This window comes from Lysobacter sp. SCRH-1R (assembly GCF_057747855.1).
Genome location: NZ_CM173227.1, coordinates 3,208,654 through 3,227,025 on the forward strand (window position 1 = coordinate 3,208,654; position 18,372 = coordinate 3,227,025).

Annotated in this window: 17 protein-coding genes and 1 riboswitch; of the genes, 8 read left to right on the forward strand and 9 right to left on the reverse strand. The window is 69.0% G+C overall.

Features of this window, described 5'->3' with window-relative positions:
- Positions 1-95: 95 nt before the first annotated feature.
- The 3 genes from AC3ANK_RS14745 to metX are packed head-to-tail and all read right to left on the reverse strand — an operon-like array spanning position 96 to position 3,465.
- Positions 96-1,220: a homoserine dehydrogenase family protein gene (locus tag AC3ANK_RS14745; protein WP_206861474.1), complete on the reverse strand. Its 1,125-nt coding sequence runs from the start codon at positions 1,218-1,220 to the stop codon at positions 96-98.
- Entirely contained in the window at positions 1,217-2,407 is a 1,191-nt protein-coding gene (locus AC3ANK_RS14750; protein ID WP_206861475.1) for an O-succinylhomoserine (thiol)-lyase, read from the reverse strand. The genes AC3ANK_RS14745 and AC3ANK_RS14750 overlap by 4 nt, the downstream gene beginning before the upstream one ends.
- Positions 2,404-3,465 carry a homoserine O-succinyltransferase MetX gene (gene metX / locus AC3ANK_RS14755; protein ID WP_206861476.1) on the reverse strand — a complete coding sequence of 354 codons (1,062 nt, stop codon included), beginning with the start codon at positions 3,463-3,465 and terminating at the stop codon, positions 2,404-2,406. The genes AC3ANK_RS14750 and metX overlap by 4 nt, the downstream gene beginning before the upstream one ends.
- 71 nt (positions 3,466-3,536) lie before the next feature.
- A riboswitch (SAM riboswitch) is annotated at positions 3,537-3,662 on the reverse strand.
- Between the two features lie 117 nt (positions 3,663-3,779).
- On the opposite strand from metX, the gene AC3ANK_RS14760 reads away from it, so the two are divergent.
- Both AC3ANK_RS14760 and AC3ANK_RS14765 read left to right on the forward strand, forming a co-directional pair.
- Positions 3,780-4,892 carry an NHL repeat-containing protein gene (locus tag AC3ANK_RS14760; protein ID WP_206861477.1) on the forward strand — a complete coding sequence of 371 codons (1,113 nt, stop codon included), beginning with the start codon at positions 3,780-3,782 and terminating at the stop codon, positions 4,890-4,892.
- A 4-nt stretch (positions 4,893-4,896) separates the two neighbouring features.
- Positions 4,897-5,814: a peptidoglycan DD-metalloendopeptidase family protein gene (locus AC3ANK_RS14765; protein ID WP_206861478.1), complete on the forward strand. Its 918-nt coding sequence runs from the start codon at positions 4,897-4,899 to the stop codon at positions 5,812-5,814.
- Between the two features lie 204 nt (positions 5,815-6,018).
- On the opposite strand, the gene AC3ANK_RS14770 is transcribed toward AC3ANK_RS14765, so the two are convergent.
- Positions 6,019-7,098, reverse strand: coding sequence for an HDOD domain-containing protein (locus tag AC3ANK_RS14770; protein WP_206861479.1), 1,080 nt, complete (start codon positions 7,096-7,098; stop codon positions 6,019-6,021).
- 652 nt (positions 7,099-7,750) lie between these two features.
- Here AC3ANK_RS14770 and AC3ANK_RS14775 point away from each other — a divergent pair.
- Together AC3ANK_RS14775 and AC3ANK_RS14780 are read left to right on the forward strand one after the other, a co-directional pair.
- Entirely contained in the window at positions 7,751-9,355 is a 1,605-nt protein-coding gene (locus AC3ANK_RS14775) for a peptide chain release factor 3 (protein WP_484171510.1), read from the forward strand.
- 27 nt (positions 9,356-9,382) lie between these two features.
- Positions 9,383-9,649 (forward strand): DUF1294 domain-containing protein, encoded by a 267-nt coding sequence (locus tag AC3ANK_RS14780; protein WP_206861481.1) that lies wholly within the window; start codon positions 9,383-9,385, stop codon positions 9,647-9,649.
- 113 nt (positions 9,650-9,762) lie between these two features.
- Here the strand turns inward: AC3ANK_RS14780 and AC3ANK_RS14785 are convergent, their stop codons facing one another.
- Together AC3ANK_RS14785 and AC3ANK_RS14790 are read right to left on the reverse strand one after the other, a co-directional pair.
- Positions 9,763-10,392, reverse strand: a complete 630-nt coding sequence (locus tag AC3ANK_RS14785; RefSeq protein ID WP_206861482.1) for an aspartyl/asparaginyl beta-hydroxylase domain-containing protein — start codon at positions 10,390-10,392, stop codon at positions 9,763-9,765.
- Between the two features lie 2 nt (positions 10,393-10,394).
- Entirely contained in the window at positions 10,395-11,018 is a 624-nt protein-coding gene (locus tag AC3ANK_RS14790; protein WP_206861483.1) for a sulfotransferase family 2 domain-containing protein, read from the reverse strand.
- A 197-nt stretch (positions 11,019-11,215) separates the two neighbouring features.
- On the opposite strand from AC3ANK_RS14790, the gene trhA reads away from it, so the two are divergent.
- Both trhA and AC3ANK_RS14800 read left to right on the forward strand, forming a co-directional pair.
- Positions 11,216-11,896: a PAQR family membrane homeostasis protein TrhA gene (gene trhA, locus AC3ANK_RS14795; RefSeq protein WP_206861662.1), complete on the forward strand. Its 681-nt coding sequence runs from the start codon at positions 11,216-11,218 to the stop codon at positions 11,894-11,896.
- Positions 11,897-12,038: 142 nt separating this feature from the next.
- A complete protein-coding gene (locus AC3ANK_RS14800) occupies positions 12,039-14,006 on the forward strand; it encodes an AsmA family protein (RefSeq protein ID WP_484171511.1) in 1,968 nt (655 codons plus the stop codon).
- 59 nt (positions 14,007-14,065) lie between these two features.
- Here the strand turns inward: AC3ANK_RS14800 and AC3ANK_RS14805 are convergent, their stop codons facing one another.
- The 3 genes from AC3ANK_RS14805 to mtgA all read right to left on the reverse strand — a co-directional run bounded on the left by AC3ANK_RS14805 (position 14,066) and on the right by mtgA (position 16,371).
- A complete protein-coding gene (locus AC3ANK_RS14805; RefSeq protein ID WP_206861485.1) occupies positions 14,066-14,494 on the reverse strand; it encodes a CBS domain-containing protein in 429 nt (142 codons plus the stop codon).
- Between the two features lie 100 nt (positions 14,495-14,594).
- Entirely contained in the window at positions 14,595-15,608 is a 1,014-nt protein-coding gene (locus AC3ANK_RS14810) for a glycosyltransferase family 2 protein (RefSeq protein ID WP_206861486.1), read from the reverse strand.
- 25 nt (positions 15,609-15,633) lie between these two features.
- Positions 15,634-16,371 carry a monofunctional biosynthetic peptidoglycan transglycosylase gene (gene mtgA / locus AC3ANK_RS14815; protein WP_206861487.1) on the reverse strand — a complete coding sequence of 246 codons (738 nt, stop codon included), beginning with the start codon at positions 16,369-16,371 and terminating at the stop codon, positions 15,634-15,636.
- A gap of 101 nt (positions 16,372-16,472) precedes the next feature.
- Between mtgA and hslO the strand changes: the two genes are divergently transcribed.
- The gene (gene hslO / locus AC3ANK_RS14820) at positions 16,473-17,393 is read left to right on the forward strand and encodes an Hsp33 family molecular chaperone HslO (protein ID WP_206861488.1); all 921 of its coding nucleotides are present in this window, start codon (positions 16,473-16,475) and stop codon (positions 17,391-17,393) included.
- 141 nt (positions 17,394-17,534) lie between these two features.
- The gene (locus AC3ANK_RS14825) at positions 17,535-18,353 is read left to right on the forward strand and encodes an XOO1806 family protein (RefSeq protein ID WP_206861663.1); all 819 of its coding nucleotides are present in this window, start codon (positions 17,535-17,537) and stop codon (positions 18,351-18,353) included.
- The last annotated feature ends 19 nt before the right edge of the window (positions 18,354-18,372 follow it).

Here is an 18,372-nt window from a genome sequence, read left to right on the forward strand (position 1 = left end):
TTTGGAGCCCGGGTAAGCGAAGCGCACCCGGGAGCGCGGTCGCCTCCCCTACCCGGATGCGCTTCGCTTACCCGGGCTGCAAGCGCAAGCCGTCATCACGGCGAGCGCCGGGATGGCGTGCAACTCCCACGGCTGCGCAATACCCGCAACACATCATCCAGCAACCCCGCCGCAGTCACCTCCGCACCCGCACCCGGGCCCTGGATCACCAGCGGCTGCGTCGCATAACGATCCGACCAGATCGCCACGCGGTTGTCCGTTCCCGCGCCGCCGGCGAGCGGATGATCCGACGCGAGCGATTCCAGCCCGACGCTCGCCCGCCCGTCCTGCAATCGCGCGATGAAGCGCAGCTTCTCCCCGCGCTTGTACGCCGACTGGAAGCGCTCGCGCAGCGGCGTGTCGAGGGCGGGCAGCGCGGCGTCGAGCGCGTCCTTCGACAGGATCGCCAGTTCCGGCGGTACCAGCGAGGCGACGTCGACGTCGCACGCTTCCAGCTCCACTCCCGCCGTGCGCGCGAGGATCAGCAGCTTGCGGCGCACGTCCTCGCCGGAGAGATCGTCGCGCGGATCCGGCTCGGTGTAGCCGGCGTCGCGCGCCTGCCGCACCAGCGCGGAGAACGGGCGCATGCCGTCGTACTGGTTGAACAGCCACGCGAGCGATCCCGACAACACGCCGGCGATGGCATGGATGCGGTCGCCGCCCTCGCGCAGTTCGCGCAACGACCGCAGCAGCGGAAGCCCTGCGCCGACGGTCGCGCTGTCGCCGTAACGCGCATCGCCCGCGAGCGACGCCGCACGGATCGCCCGCCATCGCGACAACGACGTGCCTTGGCCGATCTTGCACGCGGTGGCGACGTGGATGCCCTGTGCGAGCCAATGCGCATGACGCTCGGCGACCGCCTCGCTCGCGGTCGCGTCGATCACCACGCGCGGCCCGTCCCCGCGCAAAGCGGCATCGACCGCATCGAGCGAACTGCCCTGCGGCGCCAGCGCGAGTCGACGCAGCGCGTCGCCCGGTGCGAGTCCCGAACGATCGCCCGCACACGCGCGCGAATTGGCGACGTGCACGAGTTCCAGGCGTTCGCCGAGCGGCGATGCGCGCCACGACGCGAGCCGCGCGAGCACCGCGCTTCCGACCGTGCCGGTACCGAGCAGCGCCACCCGCGCCGGTACGGCCTGCGCGGCCGAAGCGCGCGCGACTTCGACCGCCGCCACGCTCATCGTTTGACGCGCTCGGCAATCGCCACGGCCTGTTCCGCGCGCTCCAGCGCGACGGCGATGTCGGCGACCAGATCGTCGACATGCTCGATGCCCACCGACAACCGCAGCAGACCGTCGCCGATGCCCGCGGCTTCGCGCGCTTCGGCCGACATCGCCGCGTGCGTCATCGTCGCCGGATGCGCGACCAGGCTTTCCACGCCACCGAGCGATTCGGCCAGCGTGAAGCACTGCAGTCCGTCGAGGAACGCGCGCACCGCATCGACGCCGCCGTCGAGTTCCACGCTCAGCATCGCGCCGAAACCGTCCTGCTGGCGCGCGGCGAGCGCGTGCCCCGGGTGCGATTCCAGTCCCGGGTAATGCACGGCGCGCACCGCCGGATGCGCGTCGAGCAGCGACACCAGCGCCTGCGTGTTCTCCTGGTGCACGCGCAGGCGCGCATCGAGCGTGCGCAGGCCGCGCAGGGTGAGGAAGCTGTCGAACGGCGAGCCCGTCAGTCCCAGCGCGTTGGCCCACCACACCAGCTGCTGGTGTTGCTCGGCGTCGCGCGCGACGACCGCGCCGCCGACCACGTCGCTGTGGCCGTTGATGTACTTGGTCGTGGAATGCAGGACGAAATCCGCGCCGAACGCGATCGGCTGCTGCAGCGCCGGCGAAAGGAACGTGTTGTCCACGACGGTCAGCGCGCCCTTCGCCTGTGCGGCTTCGATCACGAAGCGCAGATCGGTGATGCGCAGCAGCGGGTTCGACGGCGTTTCGATCCACACCACCGTGGGATCGCTCGCCAGCGCATCGGTCAGCGCGCGCGGATCGGTGAGGTCGGCGGTGATCAGTTCGAACGCGCCCTTCTTCGCCAGCGCATTGAACAGGCGCCAGCTGCCGCCGTAGCCGTCGTGCGGCACGACCAGGCGGTCGCCGGGCTTGAGCAGCGCGTGCAGCAGCAGCGTGATCGCGCCCATGCCGGTGGCGGTGACGACACCGCCGGCGCCGCCTTCGAGTTCGGCCAGGGCTTCGCCCAGCAGGTCGCGGGTCGGGTTCCCGCTGCGGGTGTAGTCGTACTGCCGCTTCTCGTTGAAACCGGCGAAGCTGAAGTTGGACGACAGCACGATCGGCGGCGTCACCGCGCCGAAGGCGGTGTCGCGGTCGATGCCGGCGCGGACCGCGGCGGTACAGCGGTTGCGCGTGCTCATGCGGCCACCTCCAGCGCGTCGTCGAGCGCTTCGCCGAGGATCTGCGCGATCGCGCCCTCCTCCTTCAGGAACGCATCGTGTCCATACAGCGAGCGGACCACGCGCAGGCGCGTTTCGCCGCGAAGACGCTCCACCAGGTCGTAGGCATCCGACACCGGCACGAGGCGGTCTTCGGCGACGGCGACGACGGTCACCGGCAGGCGGATCGTGGTCGGATCCACGTCCTGCAGGTCGATGGATTCGGACAGGCGCAGATAGGCCGTGGTCGAAGTGCGCTGCACGTAGCTCGCGCCGCAATGATCGAGGTAGTCCTCCGCACCCACGCGCACGCGGCCTTCGCTCACCTGCGCCGGTTCGAAGCGCGCGTCGAACTCCTCCGGCGTGCGGTAGCTCAGGATCGCCAGCTGCCGTGCGAGCGCGAGGCCATGCGTCTCATCGCACTGCAACGCACCCAGCGCGACGGCGCGGCGCTGCAGCGCGCGCCATGCGCTCGCATACGGATGCGCGCGATGCACGCCGCTGATCGCCACCAGCTGTTCGACGCGCGCACCGTGTCGCGCGGCGAACTGCAGGCCGACCATCGCGCCGTACGAGCAACCGACGAACGCCTGCAGGCGCGCGACCTGCAACACGTCGAGCAGCGCGGCGATGGCGTCGGCCTGGTCGGCGGGGTCGAGCGGCGTGTCGAGGGTGCCGTCGGCGCCGATCCAGTCGAAGGCGATCAGGCAGCGCTCGCGCGGATCCAGCGGCTTGCCCGCGCCGACCTGCTGCTCCCACCAGCCGCTTTCGGGAAACGCGGCGCTGGCGGCGAGGTGGCGATGCGCCGAGATGCCGCCCGCGACGAACACCGCCGGCAGCGTGCGATCGCCCAGGATCTCGTAACGCAGCGCGATGCGACGCGTGCCGGCGTGGCGAAGGTCCAGGTCGACCGTGCATTCGCCGCGCTGCGCGTGGATGGCGTTGGCGAACACGGCGGCGTGCACGACGGGATCGAACGCGTCGATGCGCTCGGCCGGCGCGACGTCGGAAGCGAGGGCGGAAACGGGGGCGAAGCTCATGGCGGCATCCTTGAAGACGAAGGGCCACCGAGCCTGCGAGTCGCACTGCGCGCCCCGCGGGACGCGCATCGCAACCATCTTTCGACCGGCGCCTGGCGCGCCCCGTCGCAGGAATTGGCACCTTCGCCCGCGCTTGCGCGCTGGGTTGGGTTGCCCCGGCTTCAAAGGGCCTGTCCCTCAGCCGGTCTCGATGGATGGCCGCAGTCTGCCCCCGGCCGGCGGGGCTGTCAATCGCTTCATCCGCATATAGCGATTTATTATGTCAGTCACGTCCCCGGCTCCCGATGCAAAGTCGGCCCGAATACACTTCGGCGATGACTCCCCGCCTGTCCGCCCCCGCCGCCATCGCGTTCGCGCTGGCGGCCCTGGCCTCCGCCTGTTCCACCGTCCGCCCCGTCGAGCCCGCGGCGGTTTCCGTACCCGCCGCCAAGCCGGAACCGCGCACCGTGCTGGAGCGCTACGTCTCCGGCGAAAGCGCGCAGGACGAACTGGATTCGCTCGCCACCTGGACCACCGAGGAAGGCGCGACGTGGCTGCTCGCCACCGCGAAATCGACGGATCGGCTGGTCGTGTTCGACGCCGACACCGGTCGTCGCCTGCGCGAGGTCGGCGGCGAGGGTTCGGCGCCCGGGCAGTTCAACCGCCCCAACGGCATCGCGGTGTACGGCGATTACGTGTTCGTGGTCGAACGCGACAACCATCGCGTGCAGGTGCTGTCGCTGCCTTCGTTCGCGCCCGTCGGCACGTTCGGCGGAGAGGAACTGCGCAGCCCGTACGGTGTGTGGCTCACCGAGACCGAGCCCGGCGAGCTGGAGGCCTACGTCACCGACAGCTTCATGTACGGGAAGAAGTTCGACGAAGTGCCGCCGCTGGCCGAACTGGACCAGCGCGTGCGCCGTTACCGCGTGCAGTTCGACCAGGCGGGCCGGCTTCGTGCGTCGTACGCGGGATCGTTCGGCGACACCACGCCGGACGCCGCGCTGCGCATGGTCGAATCCATCGCGGGCGATCCGGCGAACGATCGCCTGCTGATCGCCGACGAGGACCGTCGCCACGAATCCACGCTGCGCGAGTACAGCTTCAGCGGCAAGTACACCGGCCGCAGCCTGCCGCAGGACAGCTTCGCCGCGGAGGCCGAAGGCGTCGCGCTGTGGAGCTGCGCCGACGGCAGCGGTTACTGGATCGCGGTCGACCAGCTCGCACCGCTGACGATCTTCCACCTGTTCGACCGCACGACGCTGGAACCGCGCGGCAGCTTCGAAGGCGAGACGACCGCGCACACCGACGGCGTCGCGCTGCATGCGGCGTCCACGCTGACGTTCCCGGCCGGCGCGCTGTTCGCCGTGCACGACGACAAGTCGGTGTCGGCCTTCGACCTGGCCGAAGTCGCGCGCGTGCTGCAGCTCTCGCCCGACTGCGCGCAGTGACGCGATGACGCGCGCGCGCCGCCATGCGGTCTGGTTCCTCGGTGCCGTCACGCTGCTGACGGCGTTCGGCGCGGGCGCGGCGAAGATCTACCGCTGGACCGACCGCAACGGCATCACGCATTACGGCGACCACGTGCCGGACGCGCCGCCTTCGCAGGTGAAGACCATCCCGGTGGAAGGCGAACCGGGCGCGATCGCGCGGCTGCGCATCGAGAACGACGGCGACCGTTTCCTCGCCTTCGCCGACAACCGCCTCTCCGGCCCGGTGGAGGTGCAGCTGGATTTCAGCCGCAGCGACAACGTGATCGGCAATCCGGTGCTGCCGGCGCGCGCCACCGTCGCGGCGCGCAGCAGCGCGCTTGTCGCCGTGCTGAGTTCCGCCGATCCCGACCGCGGCTTCGATTTCGAGTTGCAGATGGACAGCCTGCCGGGTGATCCCTCGGCGCGTCCGCGCGACGTCGAATACCTGTTGCCGTTGCAGCAGGCACAGTTCCGCATCGACCAGGGCTATGGCGGGCATTTCAGCCATCGCGACGAACAGAACCGCTACGCGGTCGACTTCGCCGCCGATATCGGCACGCCGGTACTCGCCGCGCGCGATGGCGTGGTGATGCAGGTGGAATCCGACTTCGACAAGGCCGGGCTCAATCTGGAGCGTTACGGCGGTCGCGCGAATTTCGTGCGCATCCTGCACGAGGACGGGGCGATGTCGCTGTACGCGCACCTGAAATCCGAAGGCGCGCTGGTGCGCGTGGGTCAGCGCGTGCGGGCGGGGCAGCAGATCGGGCTGTCGGGCAACACCGGCTTCACCACCGGCCCGCACCTGCATTTCGCGGTGCAGGTCAATCGCGGGATGAAGCTGGAGTCGATCCCGTTCCGCATGACGGGGCCGCAGGGGCCTTTGCGGATCGCGGGGAATTAGCGCGGCTGCCATGCGGCGGCGATAACGAAGCAGGCGACACCCTCACGGGCGGTTGTAGTCCGGGTAAGCGAAGCGCACCCGGGGACCGCGTGACAGCTCCCGGGTGCGCTTCGCTTACCCGGGCTACAAAAGCTACAAAAGCGGCGAAGGCACGGACAACGCAAAGGCCGCGTCACCGACGCGGCCTTCCGAACGAACGAGCTCCTACGCCGCCTGCGCCGCCGACGGCTCCACCATATCGCGCCATTGCGGCAGCCGGTCGAGCACGTTGACGCTGCGCAGGTAGCCTTCGTCCAGCGGCGCGCCGGCGACCAGCGATGCAGCGACGTGCACGGCGCCGGCGACCCAGAACCCGCTCGCCTTCAAGCGTCCGGGGCGGTGCTGGAACGCCACGCCTTCGACGATCGGCATCGGCAGGCCCCACAGGCCCAGCAGGTACGCACCGGCTTCGGCGTAGTGCGGGCCGGTCGAACCTTCCGAGCCGTCGGACACGCCGGGCAGCAGCTTGCCGACTTCCGCCAGCAGGCCGGCGGTCGCGGCGAGTTCGGCGCTCGGGCCAGCGAGCAGGCGACGCGCCAGGCGCGACGTGCGCAGCGCGCGGTCCTGGATCGCCTCGCGTTCCTTTCCGGCCAATTGCGTCGGGCCGAAGGCCTCGCTCGCCAGCACCAGGCGCAGCAGTTGCTGGTGGCCCAGGCGCGTGACCGCGGCGCGGATGTCGGTGATCTCGCGACCTCCGGAGAAGTACGCCGAATTGCACAGGCGCAGCACCTTGGCGACGATCGCCGGGTCCTGCGAGAGCATCTGCGCGATGGCGGCGTTGCTCGCGTCGGGGTCGCGCAGCAGGCGCGAGAGTTCCAGGTACAGGCGCGGCGGCGGCGGCAGCGAACCGACGCGGCCCACGGCCTGCTTGAGTTCTTCGCTGCCCAGCACGTTGCGAAGTTCGGCGACGCTGTCGACGGCCTCGATCAGCTCGCCCGCGTCGAGCGGTCGCGACAGCAGCCGGTGCGCGCAGTCCAGGCCCTGCAGCATGCTGCTGTCCTCGCCCTGGTCCAGCAGCAGCACGCGCACCGCCTGCGGGTGCAGGCTGGACATCTGCGACAGCAGCGCCGGGCCCGGCACCGCGCCCACGCGCATCCCGCACAGGACCACGTCGACTTCCGTGAGCGACAGCGCCGCGTCGGCCTCGGTGAGCCAGTGCACGTCCCAGCCCAGGTCGAAATAGCCCAGCGACTCTTCGAATTCGCCGGCGCGGCCGGCGTCCTCACCCACGATCACAATGCGCACTGCAACCCCCGGCATACGGAATACGGATATCCATGACGGGTAGCGGCCCGGAAAGGCCGGGCTTTAGGAGGTGCTGAACGGGGATGTTCTGAACTGGGAGCACGCGCACACTTTCGGGGTCCGCGGCGAACCGTTTGGCGGTCGCGCAGGGGCGCCTGGGAGGCGGACGATTCGCGCCGTATGTCTGGCCCGGACCCTGGGAGATCGCGCTGGTTTGCTCCGAACGCCGAGCTCGAAGCTCGGGGCGCCGAGCTGTTTGCTCCGAACGCCGAGCCCGGAGCTCGGAAGGCCGGCCTATTTGCCCCGTATGCCGAGCTTGAAGCCCGGGGTACCGAGCTGCTCGCTCCGGACGCCGAACCCGGAGCTCGGATCGCCGGGCCATTTGCCCCGAACGCCGAGCTCGAAGCTCTGGGCGCCGAGCTGTTTGCTCCGAACGCCGGGCCCGGAGCTCGGAAGGCCGGGCTGTTTGGTCCGAACGCCGAGCTCTGAGGCCGGAACGCCGAGCGATGTGCTCCGGACGCCGGGCCCGGAGCTCGGCCGGATCGCCAGCCCGTCGCCCCCGACGGCCGCCAAGGCCAGCCGCGTATAATTCCCGCCCTTCCCGACTACCGACCCGCGGACCGCCGTTCGGCCCGTCCGCGCCTCCGTTGCCATGTCCGACGTTTCCCTCGAAGCCGCCCGCCGCCGCACGTTCGCGATCATCTCGCACCCCGACGCCGGCAAGACCACGCTCACCGAAAAGCTGCTGCTGTTCGGCGGTGCGATCCAGATGGCCGGCTCGGTCAAGGGCCGCAAGGCCGCGCGCCACGCGACCTCCGACTGGATGGCGCTGGAAAAGGAGCGCGGCATCTCGGTGACCAGCTCGGTGATGCAGTTCCCCTACGAGGACCGCATCGTCAACCTGCTCGACACCCCGGGCCACGCCGACTTCGGCGAGGACACCTACCGCGTGCTCACCGCGGTGGACTCGGCGCTGATGGTCATCGACGTCGCCAAGGGCGTCGAGGAGCGCACGATCAAGCTGATGGAGGTGTGCCGCCTGCGCGACACGCCCATCATGACCTTCATCAACAAGCTCGACCGCGAGGGCAAGAACCCGATCGAGCTGCTGGACGAAGTGGAAAGCGTGCTGAAGTTCCAGTGCGCGCCGATCACCTGGCCGATCGGCATGGGACAACGCCTGAAGGGCGTGGTGCACCTGGTGACCGGCGAGGTGCACCTGTACGAACAGGGCCGCAACTTCACCCGCCAGGATTCGACGATCTTCGCGTCGATCGACGATCCCGCTCTGGAAGAACGCATCGGCACGCAGATGCTGCAGGAACTGCGCGACGAGCTGGAACTCGTCGAAGGCGCCTCGCATCCCTTCGACGTCGCGAAGTACCTCGCCGGCGAACAGACGCCGGTGTTCTTCGGCTCGGCCGTCAACAACTTCGGCGTGCAGCTGCTGCTGGACTTCTTCGTCGAGCACGCGCCCTCGCCGAAGCCGCGCGCGGCGACCTCGCGCGAAGTCGCCGCGTACGAGCCCAAGCTCAGCGGCTTCGTCTTCAAGATCCAGGCGAACATGGACCCGCAGCATCGCGACCGCGTGGCGTTCATGCGCGTGTGCTCGGGCAAGTTCACCGCCGGCATGAAGGCCTTCCACGTGCGCAGCGGCAAGGAAGTGAAGCTCGCCAACGCGCTGACCTTCATGGCCAGCGACCGCGAGATCGCCGAAAGCGCGTGGCCGGGCGACGTCATCGGCATCCACAACCACGGCACCATTTCCATCGGCGACACGTTCACCGAAGGCGAATCGCTGAGCTTCACCGGCATTCCGAACTTCGCGCCGGAGCTGTTCCGCCGCGCGCGACTGCGCGACCCGCTCAAGCTCAAGCAACTGCAGAAGGGCCTGGCGCAGTTGTCGGAAGAAGGCGCGACGCAGTTCTTCCGCCCGCTGATGAGCAACGACCTGATCCTCGGCGCGGTCGGTGTGCTGCAGTTCGACGTCGTCGCGTACCGCCTGAAGGACGAGTACGGCGTGGACGCGAGCTTCGAGCAGGTGAGCGTCGCGACGGCGCGCTGGATCCGCTGCGACAACGAGAAGAAGCTCGAGGAATTCCGCGACAAGAACGCGATGAACCTCGCGCTCGACGCGGCGGGCCAGCTGGTTTACCTCGCGCCTACGCGCGTGAACCTGCAGCTCGCGCAGGAACGTGCGCCGGACGTGACGTTCCTGGCCACGCGCGAACACGCGCACGCCGCGGCGTTCGATTGACGACGCCGCGTTGACGAAGGCGCGCTGATGTCGATGTGGCTGACGTGGTGGCTGGCGTTCAACCTCGCCACCGCGCTCGTGTACGGCTACGACAAGGCGATCGCCGGCGGCCACCGCCGGCGCGTGCCGGAACGCACGCTGCTCGCGCTCGCGCTGCTGGGCGGCTCGCCGGGGGCACTGCTGGCGATGGGGTTGTTCCGGCACAAGACGGCGAAGGTGTCGTTCCGGCGGATGATGATCGCGATCGTCTTCGCGCAGATGGTGTTGCTGGGGATCCTGTACTTCCAGCGATAGCGGTTCGCCGGGCAAGCGGGCATTTGCAGCCCGGGTAAGCGAAGCGCACCCGGGGGCTGTGACGCCCGACCCGGGTGCGCTTCGCTTACCCGGGCTACAAGAGCTACAAGCGCCTATTTCCGCGCCGGCAACTTCCCCACCCACGGCGGCACCGGCTGGTCCGCGTCGAAATACTCGAAGATCAGGTGGATGCGATCGGTGTCGCCGTTGTTCTCCACGGCGTGCACGGCCATGTTGCTGACCTCGACCGCTTCGCCTTCGACGAAGTGATACCCGACGCCATCGATGTAGAACACCACGCGGTCGCTGGTCAGCAACGGCACGTGGATCTTGTGCGGCCACTTCGCCGCCGGGTTTGCATCGCGATGCGGCTTGATCACGCCGCCCGGCGCCATGCGCGCGAGCATCACGCGCGGGAATTCCCCGTTCGCATAACCGTATGGCGCGACCGCCTGCGTCAGCACCGGCTCGATCAGCGGGCGCCATGACGCCCACAGCGGGCGCTCGTAATGCTTGCGCCAATCCTGGAAGTCGCTGACGAAGCGGAACACGATGTGGCGCGTCCGATCGAGCGCCTCGAAGCGGTTCGGCTTGTCGGCGTTCTCGGCGTCCCACGTCGCTTCGGGAATCGCCAGCACGGCCTCGCGCAGGCGCGCGACGTCGACGTGGCCGAGGCGACGCACCGACGTCGTCTTGCGCGGGTTCGGCTGGATGTCGGCGGGCGTGAATACGGACGACGTCATGGTCAGAACCCGTATCCGAACAGTTCCAGATCGCGACGGTACAGCGCGGCCACGCTGTCGCGCAGTGCGTCGTCGTAATAGTCGCGATAACTGCCGCGCCGCGAACTGTTGACCTGGCCCAGCGTTGCGGCGGGCAGGTTCAGGCGTTCGCAGATGGCCTCGTACGAACCCTGCATTTCTTCCACGCGACCGACGTAATCGGCCAGCAGCGTGCCGTCCGCGTCGGTCACGAACGTGTGCTGCGGCTGGAACAGCACGTGCTGCCTCGCGCGCGCATCGTCGAGGATGTAACGCATCACCTGCCCGGGATTCTTCAGGAACGCGCCGTCCGCGCGCGTCATGAACGCGCAGTACGAGATGAAACGGTCGAAGGGATTTCGCACGAAGGCGAACTTGAAGTACGTGGCGAAGGCGGCCTCGCCCAGGAACGGTCGGATCTGCTGCAGCGAAATGTGCCCATGCTTGATCGCGGCGAGTTCCTCGAACGGGAAGCGCTTGTTCACGAACAGGCCGACCTGTTCGAGGTCGTCCTCGCTGAGGTGCTCGCGCAGCGCCTGCCGCACCGAATGCGTGCCGGTCTTCGGGATGGCGGCGAAAACGAAACGGTGCTGGTGCGAGATGATCATGGGACCCCTGGGCTCGGCTCTGGCCGCATCATAGAGGCTGGCGCGGCGAACGCGCGGGGCGTGCGCGGCGGCGCGTCCTGCGGCCCGCGTCACAGGCTCGCGCTCTGCTTGACCCATGTCAGAGCATTTACTCCAGCCTGCGCTAGGATGCTCGCATCATGTCCCCCGCCCGATCCGTCCACGACGGCCCCAAGCCCATGGCGCCCGCGCGGCCTTCCGCGACGGGCGAAGTCCATTCGGTCCGCGAGGAGTTCTTCAACGCGCTGACCCACGGCCTGGGCGCGACCGCCGCGCTCGCTGGCGGCGCCGTGCTGATCACGCTCGCCGCGCTGTTCGGCGATGGCTGGCAGCTCGCCGGCGCGATCGTGTTCGGCATCTGCCTGCTGCTGCTCTACCTGGCCTCCACGCTGTACCACGCGATCCAGCATCCGGTCGCCAAAGCGCGGTTGAAGGTGTTCGACCACTGCGCGATCTACCTGCTGATCGCCGGCACCTACACGCCCTTCACGCTGATCGGTCTGCGCGGGCCGTGGGGCTGGGGGCTGTTCGCCGCGATCTGGACGCTCGCCGTGGCCGGCGTCGTGTTCAAGCTGTTCTTCACGGGGCGCTTCAAGCTGCTGTCCACCGCGATCTACATCGCGATGGGCTGGCTGGTGATCGTGGCCATCGAGCCGCTGCTGGGCGCGCTGGACGCGTGGACGATCGGCTGGCTGTTCGGCGGCGGCGTGTTCTACACGCTGGGAACGGTGTTCTACCACCGGCCCTCGCTGCCCTACTCGCACGCGATCTGGCACCTGTTCGTGGTCGCCGGCAGCGTCTGCCATTACGTCGCCGTGATGGCGCAGGTGGTCACGCCGGGCAGCCTGCTTCCGACCTGAACTGCGCACAACGCATTCACTTTCGCTTGACTGCGCGCCCCCGAAGGTGGGTCCGGTCCCTTTCGGATCCTCGCGGTGACCGCTTCGCGCTCCAACTTCGCTCCGCTTCTTCGCACGCGCCGCCGCGCGCGCGCATGACGGCATGCGCTGGCGCGGGTCGCGAACGACGGAACACGAAGCGGGCGCGAGCGCACGCGCCTGGCCGCATCGCCATCCGGTGATGACGGCGGTCGCGATCGTCGCCGCGCTCATCGCCATCCTCATCGCGATCTGGGACTGGAACTGGTTCAAGGGGCCGGTCGAACGCCAGGTGCAGGCGCGCACCGGCCGCGAGTTCCGCATCGGCGGCAACCTCGATGTCGACCTGGGCTGGACGCCGGTGGTGTCCGGCGAGAAGGTCACCTTCGGCAACGCACCGTGGTCGCGCGCGCCGGTGATGGCCTCGGCCGATCGCGCCGAAATCGGCATCGCACTGTGGCCGCTGCTGCGCCGGCAGGTACTGCTGCCGCTGATCCGGCTGGAGAACCCGCGCCTGCTGCTGGAAACCAATCCGAAGGGCGGCGACGGCAACTGGGTGTTCGGCGAGAAAGGCGGCGAAAGCACGGTGCAGTTCCGGCGCGTCGACATCCAGCGCGGCTTCCTGCAGTTCCTCGACGCGCCCAAGCGCACCGACATCCGCGTCGGCGTGAGCAGCCAACGCTCGCATTCGCGCGATGCCGGCGCGCCGGTTTCGGTGATCGGCGGCGGGTTGTGGGAGAACAACCGTTTCGTTCTGCAGGGCAGCGCGGCCTCGCCGCTGCAACTGCGCGATCGCGATGCGCCGTATCGCATCGACGTGCGCGCGTCCGCCGGCGCGACGCACGCGCATGCGCGCGGCACGCTGCTCGATCCGCTGCGCCTGCGCGGTTTCGACCTGCAGATGAAACTCTCTGGTCGCGATCTCGGCGACCTGTATCCGCTGCTCGGCTTGGCGATCCCGCACACGCCGCCCTACTCGCTCGATGGCCGCTTCAGCCGCGAAGGCGAGGTCTGGCATTACCGCGGATTCGACGGCCGCATCGGCGACAGCGACATGCATGGCGACGCAAGCGTGGACACGTCCGGCCAGCGCCCGTACCTGCGCGCCGATCTCACCTCCCGCCGGCTCGATTTCGACGATCTCGCCGGCTTCGTCGGCGGCACCCCACAGACCGGCAGCGGCGAGACGGCGAACGCCGAACAGGCGCAGGACGCCGCCAAGAAGGACGCCAGCGCGCGCGTCCTCCCGCAGACGCCGTACGACCTGACCAAGCTGCGCGCGATGGATGCCGACGTGCGCCTGCGCGCGATGCGCATCAACGCGCCGGCCCTGCCGCTGGACGACATGGACGCGCACCTGCTGCTGGAAGGCGGTCTGCTCAGGCTCGATCCGCTCAACTTCGGCGTGGCCGACGGCGACATCCGCTCGCGCATCCGCATGGACGCGCGCACCGACACCATCCGCACGCGCGCCGACGCGAACCTCGCCGGACTCAACCTCGGCAAGCTGCTGCCGAAGGTCGGACTCGCGCAGAACGCGATCGGCAAGATCAGCGGGCAGGTCGGCATCGAGGGCACCGGCAATTCGATCGCGGCGATGCTCGGCAGCAGCGACGGCGACATCGCCGTCGGCATGGGCGCGGGCCGCATCAGCAACCTGCTGATGGAACTGGCGGGGATAGACCTGGCCGAGATCATCAAGTTCAAGCTCGGCGGCGACAAGCAGATCCCGGTGCGCTGCGCGTTCGCCGACTTCGGCGTGGAGAACGGGCTGATGACCACGCGTTCGCTCGCGTTCGATACGACCGACACGATCCTCGTCGGCTCGGGCACGGTGAACCTGCGCGAGGAGACGCTCGACCTCACCATCCGCCCGCGCCCGAAGGACCGCAGCCTGCTCGCCTTCCGCACGCCGCTGAAGGTGGACGGCACGTTCAAGAAGCCGGGGCTGCATCCGGATCTCGCGCGCGTGGGCCTGCGCGGTGCGATCGCGCTGACCCTCGGCACGATCACGCCGCCCGCGGCGCTGCTGGCGACGCTGGAGCTGGGGCCGGGCGAGGATTCGGGGTGCGGGGGGAAGTACGCGAAGTGATCAGGAACGGGACGTGAGGAACGAACTACGCGTTTCTCGTTCCGCCATCCCGTTCCTGGTCAGCTGGCGATGTACCGCTGCAACTGGTCCAGTTCGAGTTGCTGGTCCTCGATGACCGCCTTCACCAGATCGCCGATCGACACCACGCCCAGCACCTGGCCGTTGTGCACGACGGGAAGATGGCGGATGCGGCGATCGGTGACGATCTGCATGCAGTGGTCGGTGGTGTCGTCCAGGCCGATGCTGATGACCTCGCTGGTCATGATCGTGCGCACCGGCGTGTCGGCGGAGGAGCGGCCCTGCAGCACGATCTTCCGTGCGTAGTCGCGTTCGGACAGGATGCCGACCAGTCGCCCGCCATCGATCACCAGCACCGCGCCGATGCGCTTCTCGGCCATGAGCCGGATCGCATCGATGACCGGCGCGTCGGGGCCGATCGCGAACACTTCGGGCGCTTTGGCTTCGAGCAGTTGCCGCACGGTGCGCATGGCCGTCTCCTTCGCCGGGGGCTTGGGCCGAGCATACTCCAGCGTCCCGTCAACGCACGCGAAGGCGCGAAGGGACGCCATGTGATGATGATCGGGACGCTCAGTCCACCGCCGAACCGCGCAGGCGCTGCACGCGATCGCCTTCGTCCAGCGCATGCGCGCTGCGCGCCGGACGCGCGGGCTGCCAGCTGTCGACGAGGTAGAGCGGGCGCTGCTTGGCTTCGTCGTACAGGCGGCCGAGGTATTCGCCGATCACGCCCAGCGCGATCAGCTGCACGCCGCCGAGGAACAGGATCACCGACATCATCGTTGGCCAGCCCGCCACCGGATCGCCCCAGAACAGCGCCTTCACGATGATCACCACACCGTAGAGGAAGGCCACCAGCGCGGTCAGCAGGCCCAGGTAGGTCGCCAGTCGCAGCGGTGCGGTCGAGAAACTCGTGATGCCTTCCAGCGCGAGGTTCCACAATCGCCAGAAATTGAACTTGCTGCGGCCCGCGGCGCGCGGATCGCGGTGATAGGGAATCGCGATGCGGTTGTAACCGACCCAGCCGAACAGGCCCTTCATGAAGCGATGCCGTTCGCGCAGCTGCTGCAATGCATGCAGCGCGCGCGGCGAGAGCAGGCGGAAGTCGCCGGTGTCGGCAGGGATAGGCGTTTTCGAAAGCATGCCGATCACGCGATAGAACGCGTGGGCCGTCGCGCGCTTGAGCCAGCCTTCGCCTTCGCGTTCCAGGCGCGTGCCGTGCACGTCGTCGTAGCCTTCGCGCCACCGGTCGACGAACTGCGGGATCAGCTCCGGCGGATCCTGTCCGTCCGCGTCGAGGATCAGCGCCGCGCCTTCGTCGATGCGGTCCAGGCCCGCGGTCAGCGCGAGCTCCTTGCCGAAGTTGCGCGAAAGGCGCAGCAGCGCGACGCGCCGGTCGCCCGCGGCGAGCTGCTGCATCACCTGCCAGGTCGCGTCGCGGCTGCCGTCGTCGACGTACAGCACCTGGCCTTCGACGCCATCGCGCGCCAGCGCGTCGAGCACCGCCGCGATGCGCGGCTGGAGCGCCGGCAGGCTGTCGGCCTCGTTGAAGGCCGCGACGACGATGGTCAGGCGTTCTTGGTCCATGGCGCGATGGTAGCCCTACGCGGCGTCATTCGATGCGCTGCAGGTACTGGGTGCCGCCCATGTACCGCATCTGCCGCTGGATCGCCTGCGAACGACGCTGCACGTACGGCCCGGGGCTGGCGATGCTGTAGCGGCGCGGGCTCGGCAGCACCGCGGCCATGCGCGCGGCCTGCGCGGCGGACAGCCCGCTGGCGTCCTTCCCGAAGAAGGTGCGTGCGGCGGCCTGCGCGCCGTACACGCCGTCGCCGAACTCGGCGATGTTCACGTACATCTCCACGATGCGCCGCTTCGGCCACATCGCCTCGATCAGCAGCGTGTACCAGGCCTCGATGCCCTTGCGAACCCAACTGCGCCCGCTCCACAGGAACAGGTTCTTCGCCGTCTGCTGGCTGATGGTGCTGCCGCCACGCACCTTGCGGCCACGCTCGTTGTTCTTGCGCGCGCGTTCGATGGCCTTGAGGTCGAAGCCGAAGTGTTCGGCGAAGTTCTGGTCTTCCGAGGCGATGACCGCCAGCGGCAGGTACGGCGAGATGTCGTCCAGGTCGCGCCACTCGTGGGCGATGCGGAACGACATGTCGCCCTCGCCCCACGCTTCCAGCTGGCGCGACACCATGAAGGCGCTGAAGGGCGGGTCCACGAAGCGCAGCGTCGCCACCTGGATCACGCTGAGGAGCAGCGCGGCGAGCGGCAGCGCGACCAGCCAGCGAAGCCAGCGGCGACGACGGCGCGGGGGCGCCTGCACGGGTGGAGCGGCGGCGTTCAAGGCTTGCACGAGCGGTGCCCAATCCCCATGGTGGTTTCCATGCCTCTTCACATGACCGCGCGCATTATTCCAACGACGCGCGCCAACCGCACGAGTTCCGCATGACCCAGACCGACACCGCGCCCGTTGGCGACCGCGACCAGTTGACCCGCTTCCTCATCGAAACCGCCGGCGTGCGCGGGGTGCGCGTGCACCTGGCCGACACCTGGACGCAGGTGCGCGAGCGCGCCGGGTATCCGCCGGCTGCCGCCGAACTGCTGGGCGAAGCGCTCGCCGCCGCCGCGCTGTTCACCGGCCATGCCAAGGTCGACGGCCGCCTGTCGGTACAGCTGCGCGGCCACGGCGCGCTGCGCACGCTGTTCGCCGAATGCACCGCGGCCGGCACGCTGCGCGGCATCGCGCAGATCGACGAGGACGCCGGTGCCGTTTCGCGCGACCTGCGCGATCTCGGCGAGGGTGCGCTGCTGGCCATCACCATCGAGAACCCCTCGCTCGACGGTCGCGAACCCATGCGCTACCAGGGCCTGGTCGCGCTGGAGTCCGATTCGCTCGCCGGCGCGTTCGAGGATTACTTCCGCCAGTCCGAGCAGCTCCCCACGAGGCTGCTGCTGGTGGCCGACGAACGGCAGGCCGCCGGCCTGATGCTGCAGAAACTGCCGGGCGACCATGGCGACGACGACGGGTGGTCGCGCGTGGGCGCGCTATTCGACACGCTCACCACACGCGAACTGCTGGAATGGTCGGCGGAAGACCTGCTCACCCGGCTGTTCCACGAGGACGGGGTGCAGGTGCTGGGGCGCAAGCCGCTTCGCTTCGCCTGTTCCTGCTCGCGGGAACGGGTGGAGTCGATGCTCGTCTCCCTCGGCGAGGTCGAAGCCCGGGCCGCCGCCGAGGCGGCCGGTGGCGTCGCCCTGATCCGTTGCGAGTTTTGCGGACAGAGTTACCGTTTCGACGCAGAGGAAATCGCTAGCTTGTTCACCGTGGCGACGACGGAAATGGCGGCACCCGACCGGGTGCAATGACCTGCCGGAGCGCCCCGGGGAATTGTTAAATAAACATAAACAGTCTATAGTCGCGGTCCTCAGGAGAGGGGAACTCCGCCCGGTTTGGCCGGTCGTATCAAGACCATGAACACGCGCCTGCTTCGACTGCCGTTGACCCTGATGCTCGCCCTCGGCGTGGCGGCGGGCGTGCACGCGCAGTCCAGGGCGACGGCGGAAACCACCTACCTCCCGGTCTGGAACCAGACCAGCGGCAAGCTCGAATACCTGCTCCAGCTCGAGCCCACCGGCACGCCGGTCGCCGGCGCCCGCTGGCGCGTGGGCAGCAACACGCTGGATGCGGCCTTCGGCCTGGAAGCCGGCGACACGCTCGGGCTGGTCTGCGATCGCAAGACCGGCCTGGCCGGCGCCATCGGGAACCTCGCCAACCACTGCATGCTGGCGACGCTGGACGACGATGAGCCGTCCGCCGCGCGCCAGGGCACGATCGGTGCCAGCCTGAGCCGCCCCGGCGGCAAGGTCGGCCTCGCGCTGGGCACCGGTCGCGACACCCTGCCAGCCTGGCTCAGCCCGAACGCGAAGTTCAGCAAGGTCGACCAGAACACGCTCACCGTCTACGGCCAGAAGAACATCGGCCGCGAGGCCACCGTTTCCATCGGCGGCACCTGGGCGCGCGCCAAGCTGATTCCGGCCGGCGAAATGCCCGCACTGGCCGACCGCTGGAACACCCGCAGCCTCACCGTCGGTGCAGGCCTGGGCAACTTCAGTGCGAACATCGTCGGCCGCGTGGTCGACACCCCCGGCGCGCCCGGGCAGTGGGAAGGCCTGGGCGTCGGCCTGACCTGGCGTACGCCGTGGAGCGGCCAGCTCACGGTCGGCGCGGAAAACGTCGTGACCCGCGGCAAGAACCCGTTCGCCCCGGAAAACGGCGAGAAGGACGAAGGCACCGTGCCCTACGTCCGCTACGAGCAGGATCTCTGACCTGCTTCTCCAGGGGCCG